Raw genomic sequence first — 26167 nt, 5'->3', positions numbered from 1 at the left:
GTTGGCCGCGGTCAGTGCGGTGACAGCGGCACCGGCCCGGTCGAATCCCGCACGATCAGCTGGGTGGCCAGTTCCACGTGGAGCGTGTCCACGGTGTGGCGTTCCAGCAGGCGCATCAGCAAGGACGCCGCCATTCTGCCCATTTCCTCCAGGGGCTGACGCACCGTCGTCAGGCGTGGCAGGGTGCTGCGGCTCAGGTCGATGTCGTCGAAACCGGTGATCGACAGATCTTCGGGAACGCGCAGCCCCCGCTCGTATGCCGCCCGCAGCGCCCCCACCGCGGCCTTGTCGTTGAACGCCACCAGGGCCGTCGGCCGCTCCGGGAGGTCCAGCAGCTCGCACGCGGCCGCGTAACCCCAGTCGGCGGTGGGTTCGATGCTGCGCAGCAGTTCGGAGGAGGGCAGTACCCCGGCGTCGGCGAGCGCCGAGTTGTGGCCCGCGACGCGGGACTGGCCGGCGAGCCAGTAGCCGGGGCCGCCGATCACGCCGATCCGTCGATGGCCGAGCTCGACCAGATGCGCGCTGACGTTGCGGGCTCCGGTGAGATTCGCCGCGGAGACCGAGGCGATGTCACTGCGCAGCGGAGTGCGCGGGTCGACCACCACGAAGGGGAAGTCCCGTGCCCGCAGCTCCTCCAGTTCCCGTGCCGGTTCCGGTGGGACGATCAAGAGCGCGCCGGCGATGGTGGGGTCGTCCGGCAGCCCGCCGAGCACCTGGAGGTCCCGAGCCGCGTCGCCCGCACTGAGCACCAGCCGTCGGCCGTGCAGGTCCAGCGTCTCCGCGATGGACGAGACGATCACCCCGAAGTAGTCGGTCAGCACGTACGGGCACCGCACGTACACGGCCCCTTCCGCAGTGCCGCGTCGTAGCGCAGGCGCGGCCCCCAGCCGGTCCGCCGCCGCACGCACCCGCCGGCGGGTGGCGTCGGCGACGTTGTCCTGTCCGCTCATCACCCGCGACACCGTGGCGATCGACACCCCCGCCTCGGCCGCGATGCTCCGCACCGTCGCCCGGGACCCCTCCGTCCCGCCCACCGTTACATCGCCTTGTTTCATCTATGCAGCCTACTGCCTGCGTGGCTCTTTCCCGTGAAGGCTTGACAGGCCAAGGAGTTGCGACTTTCCTGTGAGACGCCACGTTTCGCATGTGTTTCATTTTGTTTCACGCGGTTCCGGATTCCTCGTCACCGGCACAGTACGGCCTGGTTCCCCGTCCCGCTTCCGTTGCGCCGTTCACGCCAGCAGCACGCCGCCAGCAGAGGAGAAACCCTTGAGACGCGCCCTCGGCGTGTCGGCCATCACGGCCGCCGCACTGTGTCTGACCGGCCTGCCTGCCACCGCCTCGCCGCCCCACACTCCGACCCGCCCCGCGGCTCCGCAGGCGCAGGTCTGGCTGACCACCGCAGACGGTGTGCAGAAGCTGTACCCGCAAGCGCCGGTCGCCTTCCACGACGGCGGCTCCGACCTGACCACCATCACCGTCGACCCGCGGCAGCGCTACCAGAGCGTCGACGGTTTCGGCGGCGCGCTCACCGACTCGACCGCCGCCGTGCTCACGCAACTGCCCGCTCCCGAACGGGACGCGGCCATGCGGCAGCTCTTCGACCCGGTACGGGGCATCGGCGTCAGCTTCCTGCGCCAGCCCGTCGGCTCCTCCGACTTCACCGCCGCGGCCGCCCACTACACGTACGACGACGTGCCGGCGGGCCAGACGGACTTCTCCCTGCGGCACTTCAGCATCGCGCACGACCAGCAGCAGATCCTGCCCCTGCTGCGCCGCGCGAAGCAGCTCAACCCGCAACTGACCGTGATGGCCTCCCCGTGGAGCCCGCCGGCCTGGATGAAGGATTCCGACTCCATGGTCGGCGGCCACCTCAAAGACGATCCGGCCGTCTACCAGGCGTACGCCCGCTACCTGGTGAAGTTCGTGCAGGCCTACGCGGCCGCAGGCGTCCCGGTCGACTACCTCACCGTGCAGAACGAGCCGCAGAACCGCAAGCCGCACGCCTACCCCGGTACCGACCTGCCCGTCGAGCAGGAGGCCAAGGTCATCGAGGCGCTGGGCCCGCTGCTGCACCGTGCCAGCCCCCGCACCAAGATCCTCGCCTACGACCACAACTGGGCCACCCACCCCGACGACATCGCCACCGCCGAGGAACTCGGTGAAGACCCGCAGCCCCGCTACCCCTACGACGTCCTGGACAGTCCGGCCGCGCGGTGGATCGCCGGTACCGCCTACCACTGCTATTCCGGGGACCCCAGCGCGCAGACCGCCCTGCACAACGCCCGCCCGGACAAGGGCATCTGGTTCACCGAGTGCTCCGGATCGCACGGCGCCACCGACACCCCGGCCCAGATCTTCCGTGGCACCCTGACCTGGCACGCGCGCACCATCACCATCGGCACCACCCGCAACTGGGCGAAATCCGTCGCCGACTGGAACCTCGCGCTCGACCCGGCCGGTGGCCCGCACAACGGCGGCTGCGACACCTGCACGGCCCTGCTGACCGTCAACCCGGATCACACCGTGACCACGAACGCCGAGTACTCCACCATCGGGCACCTCTCGAAGTTCGTGAAGCCCGGAGCCGTCCGGATCGGCAGTACCAACTACGGCACCACCGGGTGGAACGGCCGGCTCACCGATGTCGCCTTCCGCAACCCCGACGGATCCACCGCGCTCGTCGTGCACAACGAGAACGACGACCCGCGCTCGTTCTCCGTGGCGGTCGGCGACAAGTCCCTGGACTACACCCTGCCCGGCGGTGCGCTGGCCACCTTCACCTGGCCGGCCTCCGCGCGTCTCGACAGCCGCTCGCACGAGATCCCGTTGACCGGCGCCACCGCCACCGCGTCGCCGGCCGGCCAGGGCGATCCGGCGCTCGTCGCGGACGCCGACGGTACGACCCGCTGGAGCAGCGGCACCGCCCAGGCACCCGGTCAGTACGTGCAGCTCGACCTCGGACGTCGCACCACCTTCCGCAGCGTGGCCGTCGACAGCGGTGACGATCTCGGCGACTACGCCCGGGGGTGGCAGCTCAGCGTCAGCGACGACGGCAGCCACTGGCGGGCGGTCGGTGCCGGCACCGGCACCGGCCAGCTCACCACCGTCGACGTGCACCGGCCGACGAGCGCGCGCTACCTGCGCGTGACCCAGACCGGCACGTCCGGCAGCTGGTGGAGCCTCGCGGACCTGCGCCTCTACCACTGAGCCGGGCCGAAGCGCCCGGGAGACGTCACCTGGCGCCTGGGGACCTTCCGCGGCCGCGTCATCCAAGGCACCGAACGGTCTGCTGTTCTCGGCGAGTCAGCGGCCGGGAGCCGGCCGTCCCGTCCCCCACGGCTGTGAGGCGTCGGTGAGGTCGGCGCCGGTGGCGGCGTCGCGCTCGGAGTGGTCGACGCCGTGCCAGTCCAGGCACATGACGGTCGCGTCGTCCTGCAGGTGGCCGTCGTTGGCGTCGACGATCGCGGCGATGAGGTTGCGGGCGGCCTCACGGGGATGCAGCGCACGGGTGCGCACGATCAGGTCCGCCAGATCGAGACGGCCGGCGTTGCGCTCCAGCATGCCGTCGGTCAGCATGACCAGCCGGTCACCCGGCTGCAGGTCCAGCGACTGGACCCGGTAGGTGTGCGGAGCATGGAAGCCGAACGGCATGTCGACCTTCGGAGTGAGCTCCTGCACCTGGCCGTTGCGCATCCGCAGCGGCCAGGGGTGTCCGGCGTTGATGAACTCGCTCGTGCCATCGATCAAACTGATGCGCAGGAGTTGGCCGGTGACGTAGCCCCGGCCGGCGTGCTCGTGCATGGCCTGGTCGGCCTGGCAGGCCTGCTCGGCGAGGTCGGCACCGGCGCGCCGTGCCCGGCGCAAGGCACCCACCAGGAGCGTGGCCAGCAGCGCGGCCTCGACGTCGTGCCCCATGGCGTCGGTGACGGAGAGCTGGACGGTGTCCCGGTCGATCACGTAGTCGAAGGTGTCACCCCCGACGTGGTCGGCAGGCTCCAGCGCCCCGGCCACCGCGAACTGTGCCGCCTCGCACGCCAGCGACGCCGGGAGCAGCCGGTGCTGGATCTCCGCGGCCAGACTCAGCGGGATGGTGCGGCGCCCCCACTGGTACACATCGGTGAAGGACCGGTTCGCGATGACGATGTACGCCAGCGCATGCGCGGTCTCGCCGATCTCCTGCATCACCTGGTCGCTCGGGGCCGTGGTCAGAAACAGTTCCAGGAGCCCGATGGCGTCCCCGCGGTTGGTCACCGGGGCGACGACCTGCACCAGCGCACCTCCGCCCCCGTCCTCCACGCTCGGCCGCTGGGTGCGGATCACGTCGTCGTACACGGTGCCCCGCAGCGGGATCCGCTGGGCCGGCTCACCGGTCTCGACGCTGCCCGCAGCGCCCAGCCGCACGACCGAGCTGCCGGTGAAGTCAGTGATCAGGAACGACACCGACGCCGCACCGAGGTGCTCCTTGAGCATGCGTGCGACCACGTCGAGCGACTCCACGGGCGCCGCGGCCTCCGCCGCCTCCAACGTCCCCGCCAAAGTCATCGCCCTGCCTCGGCGGCTCCCGCCCTGGGCTGGACGAGAGGCTTTCCCACTGTCCCCGTCCGGCTCTCCTGCGGTCACAGCGACTCCTCAGTGCTCAATGGCGTTCAGAACTCTGTCGCGAAGCGTGGAGGACCCGTGTCGAACCCGGCACCGCACAGGTCACATTGCACCACGGGACGCCAGGGAACCCGCAGCCGCCCGGCCCGCCCCTCGCTGCGCGTGTGCCGCGCCGGCGCGGTGACGGGCGCTCGTGCGCTGTCTCTACCGTGTTGGGGCGGGGGCGGGGACCGGCGGGGTGTCGCTGCTCGATCCGCAGCGGGTACGGACCGCGGCGTGCGTCCGCGGCCGGCAACAGGGCCGTCGATTTCAGCGAGCGGAAAATGGCGAAGGCAAGGAGATCTCTCTCCTTGCCTCTCCTAATTTATAGCGCACCGGGGGGCTTGCGGCAAGGCCCCGGTCGTGTCGCAGAATCGTCGGCCGAGGCCACAACCTGCGGAAACGAGGGCACGGGGTGCGGGTGTCGTGGGCGACGCGGGGTCGCCTCGGTGACGACGATGTGGCGGGGCCGGCGGTGCGGCCGGCCGGTTCGTCAGAGGGAAGGCAAACAGAGTTGACGACGTGCCTGACAGGAGGGTCGACGGAGCTTGTGGCGCCGGTGAATCGATCAATGAGTGCGGTGGGACAGGGCACGGCCGACTCGGAGGTATCGCAGTGAGCGAGCAGTACGTGGTGGATTTCCACGAGGTCGACGAGACGCACGTCGCGGTCGTCGGTGGCAAGGGCGCGCAGCTGGGGGCGCTGTCGCGGATCGAGGGCATCCGCGTGCCGGCTGGATTCTGCGTGACGACGGACGCCTTCCGGCGGATCATGGCGGAGGCGCCGTCGATCGACGGTCGGCTCGATGAGCTGTCGCGGCTGAACCCGGATGACCGGGAGGGGATCCGCACCCTCAGCGCGGAGATCCGCCGGAGCATCGAACAGATCGCCATCCCGGATGATCTCGCGGAGGCGATCGCCGGCCCGCTCGTCCGGCTCGGCGAGCAGGGCGCCTACGCGGTCCGGTCCAGTGCGACGGCGGAGGACTCGCCGACGGCGTCCTTCGCGGGCCAGCAGGATACGTACCTCAACGTCATGGGCCCCGCGGACGTCCTGCGGCATGTCGGCCGGTGCTGGGCATCGCTGTTCACCGAGCGGGCCGTGACCTACCGGCTGCGGAACGGCATGGACCACCGCACGGTCGACATGGCCGTGGTCGTGCAGCGGATGGTCTTCCCGGATGCGGCCGGCATCCTGTTCACGGCCGACCCGGTCACGGGCAACCGGAAGCTCGCCACCGTGGACGCCGGCTTCGGCCTCGGTGAGGCCCTGGTCTCCGGCCTGGTGAACCCGGACGCCTTCACGGTGCGCGACGGAGAGATCGTCGCCAGGAGGATCGCGGCGAAACAGCTCGCCGTTCACGCCCTGCCGACCGGCGGCACGCGGGAAGTGGCGATCGACCCGGAGCGGCAGGAGCAGCCGGCGCTGACGGACGCGCAGGCCGTGCGGCTCGTGCGGCTCGTGCGGCGGATCGAAGCGCACTTCGGCCGCCCGCAGGACATCGAATGGTGCCTGGTCGGCGACGAGTTCCAGATCGTTCAGAGCCGGCCGATCACCACGCTGTTCCCCATCCCGGTATCCGACGACGCGGACCCGCACGTCTACGTCTCCGTCGGGCATCAGCAGATGATGACCGACGCCATGAAGCCCCTGGGAATCTCCGTCTGGCAGTTGACGGCCATGGTGGCGATGCACGAGGCCGGGGGGAGGCTGTTCGTCGACGTCACCGCGCGCTTGGCCTCGCCCGCGGGCCGCGCCGGTCTCCTGGACCTGGTGGGGCGCGGCGATCCACTGGTCAGGGACGCGCTGGAGACCGTCCTCGACCGCGACGACTTCGTCCCGTCGCTCCCGGACGCGGGTCCCGGCGGGCCGCCGGCAGGCGGCGTCTCCGCTCCGATCGAGCCCGATCCGGCTATCGTTTCCGAGCTGATCGAGCGCAGCAGGGCGTCGGTCGCCGCCCTGCGGCGGGACATCCGGACAAAGACCGGACCTGCGCTGTTCGACTTCCTGCTCGACGCCTTCGAGGAGCACAAGCGCATCCTCGGCGACCCGTTGAACATGCAGGCGATCATGGCGGGGATGGAGGCCACCTGGTGGATCAACGACAACCTGCAGGAGTGGCTGGGCGAGAAGAACGCGGCGGACACGCTCACGCTGTCCGCCCCCGACAACGTCACGTCGGAGATGGGGCTGGCGCTGCTCGACGTCGCGGACGTCATCCGCCCCCATCCGGAGGTCGTGACGTTCCTCCAGGGGGTCGAGGACGAGTGCTTCCTGGACGACCTGGCGAAGGTCACGGGCGGAACCGAGGCCCGCGACGCCATCGAGGCCTATCTCGACCGGTACGGCATGCGCTGCGTCGGCGAGATCGACATCACGAGGCCGCGTTGGCGCGAGCGCCCCACCACGCTCGTGCCGGTGATCCTCGACAACGTCCGGATCTTCGAACCGGGCGTGGCCGAGCGGCGTTTCGAGCAGGGGCGGCAGGAGGCGCGGAAGAAGGAACTGGACGTGCTGTCGCGCTTGCGTGCCCTGCCGGACGGGGAGCGCAAAGCGGACGCGGCCAAGCGGATGATCGACCAGGTCCGGGCCTTCATCGGGTACCGGGAGTATCCGAAGTACGGCATCGTCAGCCGCTCGTTCGTCTATAAGCAGGCCCTGATGGCGGAGGCCGAACGCCTCGTGCGGGCCGGCGTGCTGTCCGAGAAGGAGGACATCTTCTACCTCACGTTCCAGGAACTCCACGAGGTCGTGCGCTCGAACCGGGTGGATGGCCGGCTCATCCAGGAGCGCCAGGACGCGTTCCGGGCGTACCGGGCGCTCACGCCGCCACGGGTGCTCACCTCGGAGGGGGAGGCCGTCGCCGGGTCGTACCGGCGCGACGACGTGCCGGCCGGTGCTCTGGTGGGACTGCCGGTTTCCGCCGGGGCCGTCGAGGGGCGGGCGCGCGTCATCCTTGACATGGCGGAGGCCGATCTCGAGCCGGGCGACATCCTCGTCACGGCTTTCACCGATCCCAGCTGGTCGCCCCTGTTCGTCGGCATCGCGGGCCTGGTGACGGAGGTGGGCGGTCTGATGACCCACGGTGCGGTGATCGCCCGGGAGTACGGCCTGCCGGCCGTCGTGGGCGTGGCGCAGGCCACCCGGCTGATCCGGGACGGGCAGCGGATCCGCGTGCACGGAACGGACGGGTACGTCGAGATCCTGCCCTGATGGACCTTCAGGTAGCGTCGGCGACGCGTGCGGGTTCCTCGGCGGTGTCGTCGGGGTGCGTGCACGCGTCGTGCAGGGCGGTGCGGACCTGGCCGCGCAGCCAGGCGTGCGCGGGGTCGTTGTCGTAGCGCTGGTGCCACGCGAGGTAGATGGGGACAGGGGGCATGGCCAGCGGCAGGGGCCGGGTGCGCAGGCCGAGGGCGTTCAGCAGGGGGCGGCTGATGAGTTCGGGGACTGCCGCGACCAGGTCGTGGTGGTGCACGAACTGCAGGGCTGTGGCGTTGGTGGGGGTGGCGGCCACTACGTGCCGGCTCACGCCCTGTGTCTCGAGCGCGTCATCGATGGGGTCACGCAGTCGTCCCCGGCGCGAGACGGTGAGGTGTTCGGCGGCCGCGTAGTCCTCGACGGTGAGCGGACCGCTGCTCAGGGGGTGGGCGGGGCGCAGGGCGAGAACAAGCCGGTCATGGGCCATGATCTCGTGGCGGATCTCGGGCGAGGAGGGTGCGCTGGATCCGGCTTCGAGGTCGATGTCCCCTCGTCGCGGATCGTGGGTGTCGGTACTGGCCTCGGCCAGGAAGCGCAGACGCACGCCGGGCGCCGCGGCGCGCAAGGAGTGGAGCAGGGCGGGGCCGGCTGCTGCGGCCAGGGCGTCGTGCCACTTCAGGACGAAGGTCCGCTCCAACGCTGACAGGTCGACTTCGGTGGAGGGGGACAGGACCGCCTGGGCCTGCTGGACCAAGTCGTGCACGGTCGCCCGCAGGGCCACGGCGCGGGGGGTGGGCGTCATGGTCCTGCCGGTGCGTACGAGGATCTGGTCCCCGGTGGCGCGGCGGATGCGGCCCAGGGTGCGGCTCATCGCGGGGGTCGACAGGTGCAGGCGGGCGGCGGCCTCCGTCACGCTGCCTTCTTCCAGCAGGGCGTCGAGCGCGGTGAGCAGATTCATGTCAAGTTGCATGGTGGTAAATCCAGTCTTAGCCAGATTGCATTTGAAGTTAATCATGCCGGGTCTTAGCGTCAAAGGCGAACGGCCGAAAGGCCTCAACCCTTCGCATCAGGAGCGCTCATGAACGCCTTCTCCGACCCCCGCCATGTCTCCGACTCCGCCGCCTCCGTTGAGCTCGCCGCGTCCGCTGAGCTCGAGGCGGTCCTGGAGCACGCCGTGACGGCCGTGAAGGCGGCCGGAGCGCATCTGCTCGAGCGCCACGACGAGGGCGCACGCCCCGGTGACCTCAACGAGATCGTCCGCGCCATCGACGCCAACGACGACGCGGTCCTGGCACTCATCCAGCAGCCGCTGCTCGCGGCGCGTCCGGGTTCTCGCTGGGTGGAGGACGAGCTGGGCGGCGGCAGCCTGCCCGACGGTGAGTGGTGGGTCGTGGACACCGCCGAGGGCAACATCAACCACATCCACGGCATGGGGGAGTGGGGAGTGACCGCCACGCTGGTACGTGACAACGCCCCGGTGCTGACCGTGGTCCATCTGCCGCTGACCGGTGACACCTACACCGCACTGCGGGGCAGGGGAGCTCTCCTCAACGGTGAGCCGCTGCGCTCCTCCGCCAAGACCGACCTGCGGGCGGCTTTGGTGGGCACCGGCCAGGCCAAGCCCGGTGAAGAGGAGAGCGCCCTGCGTCGCATGGGCGCCTCGGTGACCGCCATGCTGATCAACGCCTTGGTCGTGCGGGTCTCGGTGCCGGCCACGATGCAGCTCATCCACGTCGCGTCCGGCCGCATGGACGCCTTCTGGCAGTTCTCCGACGTGCGCTCCGGCCTCCTGTCCGGCGCGCTGCTGGTCCACGAGGCCGGCGGCACGGTCACCGACACCCGGGGGGAACCGTGGAGCCTGGCAAGCGCCGACTTCCTGGCCTCCGCTCCCGCTCTGCACACCCGAGTCGTCGACGTCCTGTCCGACCTCGACTGACCCACACCGCCCGGTCCGACGTCGCCTCGAGCCGGCCCGGGACCGGGCGGGCTGCCCTGCCGCGCGGCCCCCGACCTCCCCTGCAACCAAGAGTGGACACATCATCATGCGGATTGCCGTCCTCGGTTCCACCGGACCCACCGGCCGCCTGGTCATCGCGCGCGCCGTTGAGCGCGGGCATGACGTCATAGCCCTGGCCCGTCGGCCGGAACAACTCCAGGCGATGTCCGCCGCGAACCTGCGGGTGGTCCGCGCGGACGTGACCGATCCCGGCAGTGTCGCCGCCGCGATCGAAGGCGCCGACGTCGTGGTGAGCGCCCTGGGCATCACCAACAAGCAGGACCCCGCGATTCTGACCGAAGGCGCCCGCCAGGTCGTCTCGGCCGCGCCCCGGGTCATCTGGCTCACCTCGCTGGGCATGGGCGCCACCCAAGGAGCGCTCGGCGCCCTCAACGGGGCTCTCCTCAGGCGCATCCTGCGCCATGAATGGGACGCCAAGGAGGTTGCCGGCCGTGCCGTCCGCGACGCGGGCGGGACCACCGTCTACGCCGGGCCGCTGACCCGAAAGCCCTACCGGGGCAACGGCTCCCTTGTCCGGGCCGCGGAGTTCACGCCTCGGATGATCCCGCCCACGGCGCCACGCGCGGGTATCGCCGCACTGATGGTCGCGGAAGCGGAGACGCCGCAGTTCGCCGACGCGGACACCGTCGCCCTGTTCAACAGCCGGTGAGCCGACCGCTGCCGGCGCAGCGCTAGTTCTTGATCGTCCCGGTCCTTCCCGGCCACCAGACACGGTCGCCGAGGTCGTGGACGAGTCCCGGTACCACCAAGGACCGCACCAGCAGGGTGTCGAGCAGGACACCGAAGGCCACGATGAACGCGATCTGCGCCAGAAACGCGAGCGGGATCACGCCCAGGGCGGCGAAGGTCGCGGCCAGGACCACGCCCGCCGAAGTGATCACCCCGCCGGTGGCGGTCAGCGCGCGCAGCACCCCGTCGCGGGTTCCGTGCCGGGCGGTCTCCTCCCGGACCCGGGTCATCAGGAAGATGTTGTAGTCGACGCCCAGCGCCACGAGGAAGACGAAACCGTAGAGCGGCACCGACGGGTCGGTGGCGGAGAAGCCGAACACGTGGGGGAAGACGAGCGCGGCCACGCCGAGGGTCGCCAGGTAGGACAGGGCGACGCTGGCGACCAGCAGGAGCGGGGCGACGATCGAGCGCAGCAGGGCGATCAGGATGAGCAGCACGCAGAGCAGGACGACGGGGATGATGACGGTGCGGTCGCGTGCGGCGGTCTGCCGGGTGTCGTACTGCTGGGCGGTGAAGCCGCCGACCAGGGCGTGTGCGTCGGGGACGGCGTGGACCGCGGTGCGCAGTGCGCCGACGGTGTGGATCGCGGCGTCGCTGTCGACGGCGTCCGTCAACGTGGCGTCCAGGGCGACCCGTCCGTTCACGACCCGCGCGGGGGTGCCGGGCGCTCCGCCGCCTCCGGGGCCGACCGAACTGACACCGGGGACCTTTCGGGCGGCGGCGGCCACCTCGTCGGCGTGGGCGGCGTCGCTGATCAGGACGGCGGGGTTGCCCGAGCCGCCGGGGAAGTGCGCGGCGAGCATCCGCTGGGCGGTGACGGAGGGTTGGGTGGTGGTGAACAGTTCGCTCTGCGGTACGCCGCCGGAGTCGAGGGTCGGGGCGAAGCCGGCCAGGGCGAGCAGGGTCAGGGCGCCGGCCACCCACACGCGGCGGGGGCTCCGGCCCACGAGGGCGGCGATGCGCCGCCAGATGCCGTGCACGGGCGCGGTGCCGTCCTGGCGGGGGCGGGCCGGCCAGAACGCGGCCCGGCCGCAGAGCACCAGGGCGGCGGGAAGGAAGGTGAGGGCGGACAGGACCGCGCAGGCGATGCCGATCGCGCCCACGGGCCCCAGGGCCCGGTTGTTCGTCAGGTCCGAGAGCAGCAGGACCAGCAGGCCCAGGCCGACCGTCAGCCCGGACGCGACCACCGGTTCGACGCACTGGCGCCAGGCGACCCGGATCGCCGCCCAGCGGTCGCCGACCACCTGGAGCTCCTCCCGGAACCGGGCGGAGAGCAGCAGCCCGTAATCCGTCGCGGCGCCGATCACCAGGATCGACAAGATGCCCTGCACCTGTCCGTCCACCCGCACCAGGTCGTGCTCGGCGAGGACGTAGACGGCCGCGCAGGCCACGCCCAGGGCAAAGACCGCGCCGAGGATCACCAGGAACGGCAGGACCACACTGCGGTAGACACACAGCAGGATCACCAGCACCACGGCCAGGGCGACGCCCAACAGAAGTCCGTCGATTCCGGCGAACGCGCCCTTCAGGTCCTGCTGCAGCGCCGCGGGTCCGGCGATACCGACCCGGGTGCCGGGCACCGCGGCCACCTCGGCCCGGATGGCGTCCACTGTGGTGCCGAGCCGGTCGCCGAGGTCGGACCGCACCTGGACGACGCCCTCCAGGGCCCGTCCGTCCTTCGACGCCAGGGCCGGCGACGGCGGGCCGACGGCCCCGTCCACGGTCGCGGCGCGCCGCAGTGCCGCGGTCGCCGCCGCTTGCTGGGAGGGCTGGACGGCGGCGCCGCGCTCCGCCTGCCACACCACGATGACCGGCAGCGTGGCGGCGCTCTGGAACGACTTCTTCAGTGTGGCGACCTCCGTGGACTCCGCGCTCTGCGGCAGGAAGGCCGCGCTGTCGTTGCTGGAGACCTCGCCCAGTTTGCCGGCGTAGGGGCCGAGCGCTCCGCCCAGGCCCAGCCAGACGACGAGCAGCAGCAGGGCCACCACGAGGCGCGGGCGGCGTGACCGGCCGGAGGGTGCGGGGGAGGTGCGGGGGCGCATATGGGGTCCTCTGGCGCGGCGGCGGGGGAACGCAAGCAATATACTTCAATCATTGAGATACTTGTTGATTGAGGCAAGTGGCGATGCGCCCTCCCGGAGCACAGAGCGGCGGGCGAGTCGGCGCATAGACTTGCCACCCCGCCACCGTCGGAAGGTACGAGGACAGGTGCCCCGCCCCGAACCCCCCACACCCGACGGCACCGGCCGCCAGGACTTCGCGCGTCTGCTGCAGCGGCTGTCGGCGGAGATGAACATGCTCAGCCACGACTTCGCCGCGGCCCAGGGGCTCCACGCAACCGACGTCCATGCGTTGCTCGCCGTCATGAACGCCGCCCACAGCGAGCATCCGGCCCCCGCCACGCCGAGCTCGTTGAGCCAGGAGCTGAGCCTGACCTCCGGTGCGGTGACGGCGGTCCTGGACCGGCTCGAACGCGCCGGGCACGTGCGGCGCGCCCGCGACGGCGCGGACCGCCGCCAGGTCCAGGTCCACTACAACCCCGGCGCCGGATCGCTGGCCGCCGCGTGGTTCCAGCCCGTCGGCGCGTCGACGGACTCCGTCCGCTCCGAGTTCACGGACGTCGAGCTGCGCACCGTCACCCGCTTCCTCGACCGGATGACCGAGGAACTGGGAGAACTGCGCCACCGCCGCCGCGACACCGACCGCTGACAACAGCCACGCGGGCCCTGCTGATGTCCTGCAACGGGTCACCGGCGACCGGCGACCGCTCAGCCGGGGTGGACCGGCCGGTTCCGCACCCTCGCGGCCTGGCGGACCGGCGCTTGGCCGGCTGTCGTCACGAGGTGCTGACGGGCGGAGCTGTCGCGCCCAGTGCGTGGACCAGGCCGGGATGGGTGGCGAAGAAGCCGGTGGTGCCGGTCAAGTCGGCGATCTTCAGGAAGGCCGCGGGCAGCGGCGTGAGCAGGCTGATGCCAGGGTGATGGCGGGCGGCCAGGAGCTGGGCCAGGACGTCGATGTGCAGGTGCGTGACGGCGGAGAGGTCCACCACCAGCGGACGGCCGCTCATGCGTGCGTCGGCGATCACGGCGCTGACGAAGCCCTCGGCCCGCCAGTCCAGCACCCCCCGCAGGATCGCCACATGTGCCTCGCCCTGGTCGAAGTAGCTGACGCAGGCGTTCTGAAAGCGCTCCAGGGCGGCACTGCCGTAGGGCGCGTGGTCGTGCGGACACGGGGCGGACAAGGTGCCCGGCGCTCGGGGGCCGGGAAGGGCGGGGGGATCCATACGGGCGCCTCTCCTCAGTGCTGCGCACCAGGCGAGCCGGCTGCCGGTGGGTTCGGTCCAGCGTACGCGTACGTCCCGCAGGCGCCGGAGGCTGCCGGGCGGGGCCGCACCGCTCTCCGGGACCGCTCCCGTGGGCGACCGCACGCGGTCGAGGGATGCGGCGGCGTTAGTCTGGGACGGATGCCGGGGCAGCGACCGGAAGCGACGAACCGGCCCTCGGGAGGCATGGTGCAGAGGGTGCAGGAGCCGTCCGGTCCGCCCGCGCGCTCCGGCAGGTGGCCCTTGACGGGCCTGAAGGGAACCATGGGCCTGGCCCGGGAGCACGCCCGGGGGTTCCTGGACGCAGGTGCCGACGTTCCCGCGGTCCCCGTGGTTCAGGAAGTGCTGTTGGTGGTCGCCGAACTGGTTTCCAACGCGGTGCGACATGCCCCCGGTCCTTACGTTCTGGAGCTTTCCCAGACCGGTGCCCGGTTGCTGATCGCGGTGAGTGACGGCAGCTCTGGCGGCCCGGTTCCGCGCCCGCCGGACCTGTCGGCCGGTGGCGGCGGCTTCGGCTGGCACCTGGTCCACCGGCTGTCGGAACGGGTCGAGGTCCGCGTCCACGGCGCGAGCGGCAAGACCGTGACGGCTACCGTCGCGCTGCTCGCCGGGTGAGCCGGCGGACGCCGCCGCCTGGCTTGCGGCCCAGTACGGCAGGGTCTCGGCCCGATACGGCAGGGTCGCGGACGGGGATGCGAAGATGTGCGCCATGAGGGTGCGGACGACGGTCACAGGGGTGCGGGGTGCGGGCCATGCGCCCGCCCGTAGTCGCGATGATGCCGCCATCGTGACCACGAGGGGTGCGGCAGGGGGATGCGGAGGACGGCCATGGTGCCGTTGACGCTTCAGGCACACGCCACCGCCGACGGGCCGCTCATCGCGGCCGGCGGGGCGCTGGACTACGAGACCGCGCAGGACTTCCATGACCTCCTGCGCACGGTGGTCCTGCTCCCGGGCCAGCATCTGTCCGTGAACCTCGAGGGCGTCGAGTTCTTCGACTCCAGCGGGGTCCGCGCGCTGCTCGCCGCCCGCAATCTGGCCATCAGCGCCGAGGCCGGCCTCGTGCTGATAGCGACTCCGGGCCACGTCGTCCGGGTCCTGGACGCCCTGGGTCTGCAGGAGCCCTTCGGCACCGGGAGCCCTCCGCCGCGGGCGAGTTGACCGGCATCCGCCCCGAGGGTGATCCGCCCGACCCTACGTACGGCGCGGACCGCTCGGCCCGCCCATGGCCCGAGCCCCGAAATCCCCTTCGCGCGGGACTCTCGGTACACGGTGGGGCCCGCCCACCGGCTCGCCGGGGTTTGCCGATCGATGGGAATGCGCCGCGCCCCTCGGGGTAGGCGAGGCGATGGATAGAGTCGATCGTTCTTCCGGCGACCCGGGACCGGGCTTGCCCTATCCGTCTCCGGTGCGAGACGGTTGCCATACGGCAACGTTTGTTGTCGGCCGTCGAGACAGAGAAATGAGTTGGCCTGGCACCCCGGGTGACCTGGCCCGTGACCCTCTATGACGTCTACTCCCACCGCCCCCGACCCCTCACCGTCCCTGCCGAGCACCGTCCCCAAGGCGCCACGTCCCGCCGTCGGGGCCCCACTGCTGCGTGCCCTGGTCGACGCGGCAGCGCCGGTGCTCGTCCTGGCCGGGAGCCCGGCCCGGGTGCGCCTGCACAACAAGGCCGCGGAGGCGCTCTTTCCCTCCCTGGGTGAGAGCGACGCCTTCACCGCGGACGTGGTCGCGCCCTGGTTGGTCCAGGCGCAGGAACAGGGCGTGGACGCCCTGGACGGTTCCGTGGGCGCACGGGTGTTCCGGGCCACCGCACAGCCGCTGCCGGGTGAGTGCACGGGCTGGCTGCTGACGGACGTCACCGAGGAGCGCGCCGCCCTCCAGCGCCTGAGCGACGAACGCACCCGCACCCAGTTCCTGGTGCGGGCCTCGGCACGGCTGCTGTCCTCCCTCAACCAGCGGCGCTGCCTGCGGGTGACCACCGAGCTGGCCGCCGAACAGCTCGCCGACGCCGCCGTGCTGGTCACCCCCACCCGGGGGCGCCGCGTAGCGGTGACCCGAATGGTGCACGGCGGGCGGCTCGAGGAACTGACGCTGAGCGTGAACGTGGACCAGGTGCCCGGCCTCAGCGACGCGCTGGCCGGCTTCCCGCCCGTGCCATCGCGCTGGGTGGACCCCGACCTCGCCCCGCCCTGGCTCGCCCCCGAGGACTTCGGCGAGCTGGGATCCCTGATCGTCACTCCGCTGCCGGGCAACGGCGTGCCGGCCGGAGCGCTGATCCTGCTGCGCCGCGCGGGACGTCCGGGCTTCGACGAGGAGGAGGAGCTCTTCGCACGGATCTTCGCCGCCCGCGCCGGCGCCGCGATCTCCGCCGCCATGCTGTACGCGGAACGCACCGAGACCACCAATATCCTGCAACGCGCCCTGATCCCCCCGCCCATCGACCGCCTCGAGGGCATCGACCTGGCCAGCTCCTACCGCCCCGCCCGCGCGGCGGACCTGATCGGCGGCGACTTCTACGACGTCCACCCGCCCCTGTCCACGCCGGGCGGGGCCGAGGGGTCGGGCGAAACACTGCTGATGCTCGGGGATGTCTGTGGCAAGGGCCCCGCCGCGGCGATCCTGACCGGCAAGATCCGCAACACCCTGGCCGCGCTGCGCCGCCTGGAGCCTCGCCACAAGCAGCTCCTGGAGCTGCTGAACGCCACGTTGCTGGACGAGCAGGACGCCCGCTTCGTGACGCTGGTCCTGGCCGGCGTCACCCCGGTGGCCAACGGGCGCCTGGAGTTGCGGCTGACCTCGGCCGGGCACCCCGCTCCGATGATCATCCGCGCGGACGGGTCCGTCGAACAGGCCGCCACCCGCGGCTCCCTGATCGGTGCCCTGCCCCACATCACGTCCACCACCTGGACCACGATCCTGGACCCAGGGGAAACCTGCCTGCTGTTCTCCGACGGCGTCACCGAGGCCCGCGGCGGCCCCAGTGGCAAGGAAATGTTCGATGACGAGCGATTCAAGGAGGCCCTGCGCGAGTGCGCCGACATGCCGGTGGAAGCGATCGTCGAACGAGTGGAACTCGCCGTGGCGCAGTGGCTGGGCGGTGGAGAGCACGACGACATCGCGCTGCTCGCGCTGGGTGCGCCACGCCGTGGATCCCATTTGACGATGGTGAACGGCCACGGACGGGGCAGGTACACCGGATGACGCACCGCAACGGACGATGCCGCAGCCGAGGGGAAGACCGGTGACCACACAGACACACGCCGTCGACACCCGCACGGTGGGCGACTGGTGCCAGGAGTTCTTCACCGCACTGGCCGACATGGACGAGTACCGGGCCACCGACATCGTCCACCGCGCGGCGGACAGCGGCCTGACCCGGCAGCAGATACTGCTGCAGGTCATCGCCCCCGCCCAGGCGCAGGTCGGCGAGGAATGGGCGGCAGGGCGCTTCACCGTTGCCCGCGAGCACGCCGCCACCGCCATCAGTGACCGCGCCATCGCCGCTCTGGGCCGCCACCGCGCCGGCGCGGAGCGAGGGACGCGCGGGCGGGTGACGGTGGCCTGCGTGGACGGCGAGTGGCACGCTCTACCCGCCCGTCTGGTCGCCGAGACCCTGCAACTGCGCGGCTGGCAGGTCGACTTCCTCGGTGCCCACGTCCCCACGGCGCACCTGATCGCCCACCTGCACGCCACCGGACCCGACGCCGTCGCCCTGTCCTGCTCGCTGGCCACCCGTCTGCCCACCGCCCACGCCACCATCACCGCCTGCCAGGCCGCGGGCGTCCCCGTCCTGGTCGGCGGCGCGGCCTTCGGGACCGACGGCCGCTTCGCGAAACTGCTGGGCGCCGACGCCTGGGCGCCGGACGCCGACAGCGCGGCCGCCAGGCTGGAGGAACCCGGACCGGTACAGCTGCCCTACCCGGACCTCGGCGGCCACTTCACCGCCCTGCCGCACCTGGCCGACCAGGAGTACACCCTCCTGAGCCGCAGCCGGCGACAGCTCACCGAACACACCATGACCGGCCTGCAGGACAAGGTGCCCGCGATGAGCGCCTACACCGAGCAGCAGCGCGAGCACACCCGCGAGGACGTCGGCCACATCGTCGACTTCCTCATCGCCGCCGTGTACGTCGACCAGGCCCAGGTGCTCGGCGACTTCCTTGCCTGGACCTCCGCCATCCTGGAGGCCCGAAACGTCCCCGCCCGATCGCTCCTGGCGGCCCTGGACGTCATCGCCGCACAACTGCGTGACTTCCCCCGCACGTTGGCCATCATCGACGCCGCCCGATCCGCGGTGACCACCACCAGCAGACCTGCGCACAGCCGTACGAACGAGGACCGCGTATGAACACCACCGAGCCGCTCACCATCACGGTCCAGCAGAGCACCCCCGGACGCGTCGTCCTCGCTCTCAGCGGACCGTGCGACTTCGAGACCGTCGAAGACCTGCGGCAGGCCGCCGACGAAGCCCTGGCCGTCGCATCCCCGCCTCAGTGCCTGACGCTGGACTTCGCCGAGGTCGACGCCTGGGACTCCTCAGGCCTGTCCGCGCTGATCTGGATCAAACGCTGCACCGACACCGACGGCGTACGCCTGCACGTCATCGGTCTGGACGCGCACCAGCAGCAGATCCTGCACATCACCGGCCTGGACAGCTACCTCGCCGACGCCCTCACCGTCCTCTGCCAGGACCACGCCGAAGACCCCACGGCCGCCACCGCCACCTAGCAACTCAGGCGGTTGGAGCATGAGGCCCGTTCGGGCCGATCACCGGGCACACTGGCAGACATGCCTGTCTCGCTGCATCACATCGTCATCGACGCCCACGACCTGCCCGCCCTGGCCCGGTTCTGGGCCGAGGTGCTGGGCTGGCGGATCCTGTCCGAGCGGCAGCGGGAGGTCGTGATCGGGCCGGACGAAACCGCGCCGGTGGGTATCTGCTTCATGCCGGTGACGGACCGCAAGGCCGTCAAGAACCGCCTGCATTTCGATCTGACGTCCGCCGCGGAGGACCGAGAAGCCGAGATCGAGCGCATCCTCGCACTCGGTGCCCGCAGGGCGGACGTCGGACAGAGCGGCAGCGAGTCGTGGACCGTGCTGTCCGATCCGGAGGGGAACGAGTTCTGCGTGGTCCGCCCGAAGAAGACCCTCATCGGGTGAGGCGGGTTCGCCCCGCTCGTCGGCCCGTGGCTGAACCGGGTAGGCGCCGCCATCCAGGTGACGCTCGTTTCGGTCGAGCGAGCTCTTGCCGGGTGTGCGGCGGGCGGCGTGCGTTAGGGGACGGCGACGGTGGCGGGGGTGTCGAAGACGGTGGAGTTGACCGCCACGAAGACAACGGTGCGCGTGGTGGGGTTGAGGAAGAACCGGGCGCTGTCCGCCGGGTACGGGAGGGTGGTGTCGAAGCCTTCGCTGGTCATCCAGTCGCCGGGGGCGGCGGTCAGGGTCGTGGCGAGGGCGGCGGGGAGGTCGTCGGGCAGGGCGGTGGTGTGGAAGTGCCATCCCGCGTTGCTCGCGATCGTGCGGACCTTGTCGCTATCGGTCGGTGTGAGCCGTCCGACGAGCTGAATGTCCTCCGGGCCGGGTATGTCGGCGCGGCCGGTGTAGAGGCTGAAGGCACACCACTGGGTGGCGGCGATCGGCCCGAACGCGGGGAACCGGGTGGCGATGGGCTTGGCATCCTGGCGCAGCGTGCACTTGGCCGGGTCGGACGCCGCCGGTGCCGGGGCCGCGGTGCTGCCCGTGCTGTCGCAGGCCGTGGCCAAGACGGCCGTCATGGCCACGGCGAGGCTCACATGGATGATGCTTCGCACGGTGCTCAACGCCCGCTCCCCGTGGTCACGATGGTGTTTCCGGCAATGTCGCCACGGGCCAGGCGGCCTCGCGGGTCACTCTAACGCGCGGCACGAGGGGCCGCCTGGCCCGAGCTCGGCGTCGGGTGGTCGCCTTGTCGTGACGGTCCTTGCCCATCTGCGCTGCGGCCTCTGAACCAGGAGGTCGTGTCGTTGCTGAACCCTGAGACCAGCTTGGCGGACCTGGCCCGGGACATCGCCGAGATCGGCTACCCGCAGCCGGACCAGGGAGCGCTGTGAACGCCGGCTGCAACCATTCGGGACCCCCGCCGGTCCTCCATACCGCGGCCCCGCGCTCGGCCGCTTCGTACACGACGATGGAGGAGCTTCGTGGGGGTCGGCAGGACGGCGAAGGGCATCAGTGAGTTCCTGATGGAGACGGTCGGGGAAGCCGTCGCCGAGGTGATCCTCAGCCTGCTGGCTTGCGCCCTGCTCGCCTGCCTCGCTCTGACCCTCTACTTGAGCTGGTCGTTCAGCCCGCGCCTGACCGTCGCGGGTGCCGGACTCCTGAGCCTCCTCTGCGCCTACGGTGCCTGGCATGCCTTCCGCGATCCCGCGAAAGGGCGCAACCGTCGAGGCCTTGCCGCCGCAGCCACGGCCGGCTTCACCTTGTTCGCCGCGACGGCCGCCTTCCTGCTGTTCTACGCCACCCGCTGCGGCTGCCGGTGAAGGGCGGGCAGCTTTGAGGGGCCGCACGTCAGCCGACGGTGATCGTCATGTAGGTATCCCCGGGGCCGGGCGGGCGTATCCAGGAGACGGTTTCGAAGGAGTGCAGCCGGCCCTCGGTGAGGGCGAGGCGCGGCAGAGTGACGCCGTAGAGCTCGGCGATGGCGTCCAGGGCGCGGGCAGCCGCGGCCGTCTGGGCGGCCGCGTCCCGGGTTTCGAATCCGAGAGCGGTTGGGGTGAGTTCGGCGGGGACGTTGCCGGTGGTGTCCTCGATCGCCCCGTCCCGCACCGTGAACGCGTACAGGAGTGTCCCGCCCTGGGCGACCGACAGGTGGAAGACCGGGGTGTGCCGGCGCCACTCGCTCCACACCACGATCGCCCGGCCGCCGGCGGCCGAGGCGGCCGGCGCGGGAGAGGTGAACCGCTCCGTGGAGAACGAGGTGGACGGGTTCTCCTCGAACCCGAAGCTCCAGCCCGCTCCCGCCCGGCCGACGCTGAGCAGCGCTCTGTCGTCGTAGCCGGAGAAACTCCGCTGTGCGGGGCGGTGGTGGCGGTCGACTTCCCAGCGCCGCAGCGGTGGGGAGAGGGCTGTATCGGGCGACGAGCCGAGGCGGATAGGAAGGCCGTCCGGAGCGACGCCCTCGACCAGGACCACCCGGAAGTCGCACGGCGATGACCGAACCGGTCTCAGTGCGTCGGGGCGCGCGAGCCAGGACAGCCCGCCCGGGTCCTGGTCGCCGGTGGGGGTCGGAGCGGGGCCTGCCTCGCCGCCACGAGGGGTGGCCAGCAACTCCGTGCGTCGCTCGCTGGTGAGCACGGGAGCGAGCACCGGGTCGGCGAGCAGGCCCACGGGGGCGATGTGGTCGGGGCCGAGCGGCTCCCACTGGGGGATCGCGGCCCGCAAGGTCCGCCAGGCGGCATCGGTATTGCCCCAACGGGCCAGCTCGCGTGCCTGGTCGACCGCCTCGCCGAACGTGCCGCCGGGTCGGTAGCGGTACGTCCCCTCGCTCACTTCGCGGAGGGTGACCGCCGCGGCGTGCGCGGTGTCAGGGAAGTGGTCGGGATCGGCGAAGGGCCAGTCATCGGCCGGGCGGCCGCTGTTGAGGAGGTCCGAAGCGTGCAGGGGCAACAATTCGGTGAGGAAGCGGGGATCGCCGGGATGCGGCTGCCGCTGACCTTCCCCGTGCGGTCCGCCCAACAGGGCGAGCTGGTGCAGGAGCTCGGTGGCACGCGGCCGGCCGTACCGCTGGGCCTCCAACAGCAGTCGGACCGCGTCGTCATGGCGGCCGCGCAACGCTGCGGTCCGAGCCCGGAGCACGGCGGCGTCCTGGGCGCGGGTGGTTTCGTTGTCGAATGCGGGGGCGCCCTCCGGCTCGTTCCGGCCGGCCTCGAGGCTGTGGAACTCCTGGTGCATGGCGACCATGAATGCCGCGAACGACGGGTAGCGCTCAGGGTCCGAGGCCCGCCAGGACGCCCAGACCCGCACCGCCCACTCGCCGTCCGGTCCCACGTCCTCCGGGTCGAGCAGCACGTAGGTGGCGTCCGACTCGACATCCAGTTGCAGCGCGCGCGACCACAGGCCGACCTGCGCCCGGACCTCCTGGGGATTGTCCTCCTCGCCCCAGAACTCGTCGAAGTCCTCGCCCAAGCCGCTCGCGTCCTCATGCCAGTGCGCCTCGCGTGTGCCGGCCAGCATCCACACGAAGCCGCCCGCGTGCCGCCAACCGTTGCTGACCCGCAGGAACTCCTTGTAGGACGGTGGCATTTCGAGCCCGAGCCGCGCTTTCATGGTGGCGATGTCCGCCTCGGCGGCAGGATCGACGCCGAGCCACCTGCGCTGCCGGTCCTCGGCGTCGTCCGGGCTCAGGTCCTCCAAGTCGCCCTGGGCATCGGCCCACTCCTCGCTCCACCGAGTGAGGAAGGCCCGCCAGTCGAAAGTCTTCGCGTCCATGCAAATGATCCTGACACCCGGCACTGACACTCGTTCTGGCCCGAGGGGCGATGCTGCTTCGACACGCCCGGAGGTGGACAGACTTCAGGCGAAGCCGCAACCGGCGGCGAGGCAGCGCTGACGCCGTGCCGCCGGACCCGCGCGGTTCAGCCCTTCGCTACCGGATCGGCGCCCCGGCGGGCGCGGGAGCGGGCGCGGTAGGCGGTGGGGGTCAGCCGGACGCGGCGGACGAGGTGATGGCGCAGGGAATCTGCACTGCCCAGGCCGCTGCGTTCCGCGATGCGGTCCACGGGAAGATCCGTGATCTCCAGGAGTTCACGCGCGCGGTCCACCCGCTGTTCGAGCAGCCACTGCAGTGGCGTAAGGCCGGTCTCGGCCTGGAAACGGCGGGAGAGGGTGCGCACGCTGGTGTGCGCGTGCGCGGCCAGATCGCCCAGGGTGAGCGGCTGTCCGAGGCGGTCCAGCGCCCAGGCCCGTGTCTCGGCGAGCGAGAACGCCCCGGCTTCCGGCAGCGGCGCGTCCAGCCGCTGCGCCTGGCCTCCGTGGCGCGCCGGCGAGACGACCGCGAGACGGGCTACCGCGTTGGCGACCGACACACCATGGTCGGCACGGATCAGGTGCAGGCACAGGTCCATGCCCGCCGCGAGGCCGGCCGAGGTCAGGATCGGCCCGTCCTCGACGAACAGCACGTCGCCCACCACGTCCACCGCCGCGAACCGTTCGGCCAGTTCGGCGGAGAACGGCCAGTAGGTGGTGGCCCGGCGACCGTCCAGCAACCCGGCCTGAGCGAGCACGAAGGCACCGGTGCAGATCGAGGCGATCCGGGGGTTCGACGCCGCGGCCGCGCGCAGCACGGCCAGCACCCGCGGATCGGCGTCGCGGCGGGCACCCGTGCCGGTGACGATCACCGTGTCGGCATCCGCCACGATCTCCAGCCCGTGCGGAATGTGGACCTGAAGGCTGCCGTAGGCATCCACGAGCCCGGGCTCCGCGGTGCCCACCCGCACCTCGTAGCCGGGCTCACCGGCCACCAGGGCCGCACCGAAGACCAGTTCGGGGATGGACAGGTCGAAGGTCGTGACCGGCGGCACGGCCAGGACGGCGACGCGATGCATGGCCAGATCCTCCGGTTCGCTGTCGTGATCACGGGTGGTTGCCCGCCCCGTGGCTGACGGAAGCTGACTGAGCGCCGCCGTCGCAGACGTCAGCGTCCCGCGGCCCGACCGCATTCCACCCCCGCCCACTGCCTCGCCCTGGAGATCCCCATGTCCCGTCATGTCGTCGTCGGAGCCGGTGCGCCAGGTCGCGCCGTCGCCCTGCTGCTCGCCGAACAAGGAGTCCCCGTCCGCCAGATCACCCGTAGTGGCAACGGACCGGAGCATCCCCTGATCGAACGCGTGGCAGCGGACGTGCGCGACGCCGAGCGACTGATCGCGCTCACCGCGGACGCCGACGTTCTGATCAACTGCGCGATCCCGGCCTACGACCGATGGGCCGCCGAGGTGCCGGCGTTCGCCGCCGCGCTGCTGGCGGCGGCGGAGCGCGGTGGCGCCCGCTATGTGATGCTCGGCAACCTTTACGGCTACGGTCACGTGCACGGCCCGATGACCGAGGACCTGCCGATGGCACCGGTCTCGGTCAAGGGCCGGGTCCGTGCCCAGATGTGGCTGGACGCCCTGGCCGCGCACGACGCCGGCCGGGTACGTGTCACCGAGATCCGCGCCGCCGCGTTCCTCGGACCGGGCGCTGTAAGCACCTTCACGCTGGGCATCGCGCCGCAGGTCCTCGCCGGAGAGACCGCGACGTACCCCGGCCGCCTGGATGTCGCGCATTGCTGGGCGGATGTCGGAGACGTCGCCCGCACGCTGGTGGCGGCCGCGCGCAGCGACCGCTCGTGGGGACACGCCTGGCACGTCCCCGCCGTGGCCAACCTCTCCGCGGGCGCGCTGGCAGAACGTTACGCGAAGGTCAACGGCGCACCCGCGCCGCGTCTTGAACGGCTGGACCGGGGCGCTCTGGCCGAACTCGCCGTCGGTGCGCCGGTCTACGGCGAGTTCGTCGAAATGCTCTATGCCACAGAGCAGCCGCACGTCCTGGACTCCACCGTGACCGAACTGGCTCTCGGCGTCCGCCCGACCGGGCTGGACGAGGTCCTCGTCGCCACCGCCCGCGGCCTGGCCGGTTAGGGGGTCGGCCCCGGCAGCACCCTGGCGCGTCACCAGCGCGGCCGCGAAGAACACCGGGACCGGGCGGAAGACGATGGCCTCGACCCGTTCAGGGCAATGCGCCGTGCCGCGGTCGGCAGGCTGGTTCACACGCCGGCGAACGGCGGGTCGGGTGCGGGTGGCGGGCGTGTGCCCTCCCGGGGGAAGGCACACGCTGTGCTGTCACAGGGGCAGGCCGTAGCCGGAGCAGGTCGCCCGGAAGGCGGGGTCGTCGGCGCCGAGGGCGTTGAGGACGTTCTGGAGTGTGGGGCTGTCCGCGAACATGCCGACGTGGCCGACCGGGTCGTCGGCGCACTGGTCCTGGATGAGGATGTTGCGGACGGCGGGGCCGGAGAGGAACGCGTGGGTGTAGGGGGTGACCACGGTGTCCTTGTTCGTCTCGATGACGGTGTACCGGGGACCCGGGACGGTGTCGCCGTCACGGAACAGCGCCTGCTCGAAGGCCGATCCCTGCTCCTGCTGCACCAGACCCGGTAGCTGGAGCAGGCTGAGGACGTTGTTGGCGAACCCGAGGGCATTGAGATTCTGCCCGAGCGTCACGATCCCGTTCAGGGTCGTGCCGTGGTTGCTGGGAGCGAGGGCGACGAAGCGGCCGACCTTGGCCGCTCCGCCGAGCCGCTTGAGGTAGTAGTTCGGCATCAGGCCGCCCTGGGAGTGCCCGACGAGGTCGACCTTGGACGCGCCGGTGCGCCGCAGTACCGTGTCGACGAACGACTGCAGGGTCCTGGCGGACTGCGGTATGTCGCCCAGGCCGCCGATCCGTCCGGCGGAGAGCCAGTTCATGCCGTAGTTGAACGCGTAGACGCAGTACCCCTCGTTGGCCAGCGTCGGCGAGAGGACGGCCCAGTTCGCGCCGAGGTCGACGAACGTGGCGTGCACGAGCACCACGGGGGTCGGGTGCTGGGGGCTGGGCGTGCAGTGCCAGCCGTTGGCGCCGGCGACCGCGTCAGGGCTGAGGAGGAAGTTGCTGACTGCGGTGCCGAGGTCGCCGACCGGGTAGGCGGGGGTGGACGCGGTCGCCGACGGGGCGGCGACGAGCAGGGCGAGAGCTGTCGCCGCTGCGGCGCTTGCTATCCAGGTCCGCCTGCGGGCGACCGGTGGCCGGTCGCCGCGATCTCTGCGCGTCAGTCTCATGGTGGACCGTTCCTCTCATGGGGGTGCGACGGTCGTTGGTCCCGAGGGGGCAGGGTGAACCGTCTGCGTCAGTCGGGTTACCGATCGGTAAACCAACTGGCAACCATGGTGGGGTGACCATCCGAAATGCAGGACTGGGAGGCGCCCAGAATTCGGGGCCGATGATTGTGACCGATGACAATCGGCACGGGGAGGTCACTGACGGACGGGCACGCCGTCGAAGCCGGGCGCGCAGCAGTCCGAGCTCCGCGGTCGTGCGCCGGCGGGGCAGGGCCGGTCTCGACGCGGCCGTGGCCGGTCGGCCAGGGGTGTTTCAAAGTCCCGGTAATCATGTAGGCGGCCAGGTCAGGGGATGTTGAGCAGGTCCAGCGGCCTGCTGAAGGGGTCGTAGGAGACGTGGCGGAGGCCGGCGGCAATGTTGCGGTGCCC

22 protein-coding genes are annotated in these 26167 nt (G+C 71.4%); 13 read left to right on the top strand and 9 right to left on the bottom strand.

The features are described from left to right. Positions 1-11: 11 nt before the first annotated feature. Complete coding sequence (locus O3X23_RS10475) at positions 12-1055, bottom strand: LacI family DNA-binding transcriptional regulator (protein ID WP_269271000.1); 1044 nt, start codon at positions 1053-1055, stop codon at positions 12-14. Positions 1056-1269: 214 nt separating this feature from the next. Here O3X23_RS10475 and O3X23_RS10470 point away from each other — a divergent pair, with 214 nt between their 5' ends. Further along, positions 1270-3210: a discoidin domain-containing protein gene (locus tag O3X23_RS10470; protein ID WP_269270999.1), complete on the top strand. Its 1941-nt coding sequence runs from the start codon at positions 1270-1272 to the stop codon at positions 3208-3210. A gap of 96 nt (positions 3211-3306) precedes the next feature. On the opposite strand, the gene O3X23_RS10465 is transcribed toward O3X23_RS10470, so the two are convergent. Beyond that, positions 3307-4545 (bottom strand): PP2C family protein-serine/threonine phosphatase, encoded by a 1239-nt coding sequence (locus O3X23_RS10465; RefSeq protein WP_269270998.1) that lies wholly within the window; start codon positions 4543-4545, stop codon positions 3307-3309. 711 nt (positions 4546-5256) lie between these two features. On the opposite strand from O3X23_RS10465, the gene rph reads away from it, so the two are divergent. Then, complete coding sequence (rph, locus tag O3X23_RS10460; RefSeq protein WP_269270997.1) at positions 5257-7854, top strand: rifamycin-inactivating phosphotransferase; 2598 nt, start codon at positions 5257-5259, stop codon at positions 7852-7854. Between the two features lie 7 nt (positions 7855-7861). Here rph and O3X23_RS10455 read toward each other — a convergent pair whose 3' ends face one another. Further along, positions 7862-8809: a LysR family transcriptional regulator gene (locus O3X23_RS10455; protein WP_269270996.1), complete on the bottom strand. Its 948-nt coding sequence runs from the start codon at positions 8807-8809 to the stop codon at positions 7862-7864. 108 nt (positions 8810-8917) lie between these two features. Between O3X23_RS10455 and O3X23_RS10450 the strand changes: the two genes are divergently transcribed. Continuing rightward, on the top strand, positions 8918-9775 hold the full coding sequence (locus O3X23_RS10450) for an inositol monophosphatase family protein (RefSeq protein WP_269270995.1): 858 nt from the start codon (positions 8918-8920) through the stop codon (positions 9773-9775). 106 nt (positions 9776-9881) lie between these two features. Further along, positions 9882-10505 (top strand): NAD(P)-dependent oxidoreductase, encoded by a 624-nt coding sequence (locus O3X23_RS10445; RefSeq protein ID WP_269270994.1) that lies wholly within the window; start codon positions 9882-9884, stop codon positions 10503-10505. A 22-nt stretch (positions 10506-10527) separates the two neighbouring features. Here O3X23_RS10445 and O3X23_RS10440 read toward each other — a convergent pair whose 3' ends face one another. Then, on the bottom strand, positions 10528-12627 hold the full coding sequence (locus O3X23_RS10440; RefSeq protein WP_269270993.1) for an MMPL family transporter: 2100 nt from the start codon (positions 12625-12627) through the stop codon (positions 10528-10530). Positions 12628-12793: 166 nt separating this feature from the next. On the opposite strand from O3X23_RS10440, the gene O3X23_RS10435 reads away from it, so the two are divergent. After that, complete coding sequence (locus tag O3X23_RS10435; RefSeq protein ID WP_269270992.1) at positions 12794-13294, top strand: MarR family winged helix-turn-helix transcriptional regulator; 501 nt, start codon at positions 12794-12796, stop codon at positions 13292-13294. 127 nt (positions 13295-13421) lie between these two features. Here O3X23_RS10435 and O3X23_RS10430 read toward each other — a convergent pair whose 3' ends face one another. After that, on the bottom strand, positions 13422-13868 hold the full coding sequence (locus tag O3X23_RS10430) for a hypothetical protein (protein WP_269270991.1): 447 nt from the start codon (positions 13866-13868) through the stop codon (positions 13422-13424). Between the two features lie 282 nt (positions 13869-14150). On the opposite strand from O3X23_RS10430, the gene O3X23_RS10425 reads away from it, so the two are divergent. The 6 genes from O3X23_RS10425 to O3X23_RS10400 all read left to right on the top strand — a co-directional run bounded on the left by O3X23_RS10425 (position 14151) and on the right by O3X23_RS10400 (position 19073). Continuing rightward, positions 14151-14522, top strand: a complete 372-nt coding sequence (locus O3X23_RS10425; RefSeq protein ID WP_269270990.1) for an ATP-binding protein — start codon at positions 14151-14153, stop codon at positions 14520-14522. Positions 14523-14735: 213 nt separating this feature from the next. Beyond that, positions 14736-15068 carry an STAS domain-containing protein gene (locus tag O3X23_RS10420; protein WP_269270989.1) on the top strand — a complete coding sequence of 111 codons (333 nt, stop codon included), beginning with the start codon at positions 14736-14738 and terminating at the stop codon, positions 15066-15068. 345 nt (positions 15069-15413) lie between these two features. Further along, complete coding sequence (locus O3X23_RS10415) at positions 15414-17114, top strand: PP2C family protein-serine/threonine phosphatase (RefSeq protein WP_269270988.1); 1701 nt, start codon at positions 15414-15416, stop codon at positions 17112-17114. A 16-nt stretch (positions 17115-17130) separates the two neighbouring features. Then, positions 17131-18261, top strand: coding sequence for a cobalamin B12-binding domain-containing protein (locus O3X23_RS10410; RefSeq protein WP_443047815.1), 1131 nt, complete (start codon positions 17131-17133; stop codon positions 18259-18261). After that, entirely contained in the window at positions 18258-18641 is a 384-nt protein-coding gene (locus O3X23_RS10405; protein ID WP_269270987.1) for an STAS domain-containing protein, read from the top strand. Before O3X23_RS10410 ends, O3X23_RS10405 begins: the two co-directional genes overlap by 4 nt. Positions 18642-18701: 60 nt before the next feature. Beyond that, positions 18702-19073 (top strand): VOC family protein, encoded by a 372-nt coding sequence (locus O3X23_RS10400; protein WP_269270986.1) that lies wholly within the window; start codon positions 18702-18704, stop codon positions 19071-19073. Between the two features lie 113 nt (positions 19074-19186). Here the strand turns inward: O3X23_RS10400 and O3X23_RS10395 are convergent, their stop codons facing one another. Further along, the gene (locus O3X23_RS10395; protein WP_269270985.1) at positions 19187-19732 is read right to left on the bottom strand and encodes a hypothetical protein; all 546 of its coding nucleotides are present in this window, start codon (positions 19730-19732) and stop codon (positions 19187-19189) included. Positions 19733-20092: 360 nt separating this feature from the next. Here O3X23_RS10395 and O3X23_RS10390 point away from each other — a divergent pair, with 360 nt between their 5' ends. Next, positions 20093-20431 carry a lysine transporter LysE gene (locus tag O3X23_RS10390; RefSeq protein WP_269270984.1) on the top strand — a complete coding sequence of 113 codons (339 nt, stop codon included), beginning with the start codon at positions 20093-20095 and terminating at the stop codon, positions 20429-20431. Between the two features lie 28 nt (positions 20432-20459). Here O3X23_RS10390 and O3X23_RS10385 read toward each other — a convergent pair whose 3' ends face one another. Next, positions 20460-22379, bottom strand: a complete 1920-nt coding sequence (locus O3X23_RS10385) for an SMI1/KNR4 family protein (protein WP_269270983.1) — start codon at positions 22377-22379, stop codon at positions 20460-20462. A gap of 146 nt (positions 22380-22525) precedes the next feature. Next, a complete protein-coding gene (locus O3X23_RS10380; RefSeq protein WP_269270982.1) occupies positions 22526-23494 on the bottom strand; it encodes a GlxA family transcriptional regulator in 969 nt (322 codons plus the stop codon). A gap of 150 nt (positions 23495-23644) precedes the next feature. On the opposite strand from O3X23_RS10380, the gene O3X23_RS10375 reads away from it, so the two are divergent. Further along, on the top strand, positions 23645-24565 hold the full coding sequence (locus O3X23_RS10375; RefSeq protein WP_269270981.1) for an NAD-dependent epimerase/dehydratase family protein: 921 nt from the start codon (positions 23645-23647) through the stop codon (positions 24563-24565). Positions 24566-24766: 201 nt separating this feature from the next. Here O3X23_RS10375 and O3X23_RS10370 read toward each other — a convergent pair whose 3' ends face one another. Next, entirely contained in the window at positions 24767-25738 is a 972-nt protein-coding gene (locus O3X23_RS10370) for an esterase/lipase family protein (protein WP_269270980.1), read from the bottom strand. Positions 25739-26167: the final 429 nt, after the last annotated feature.

Origin of the sequence: Streptomyces sp. H39-S7, assembly GCF_027158205.1 — a bacterium.
GTDB lineage: Bacteria > Actinomycetota > Actinomycetes > Streptomycetales > Streptomycetaceae > Actinacidiphila.
Note: the sequence above shows the minus strand (reverse complement) of the source record. Positions and strands in the feature narration are given on the sequence as shown.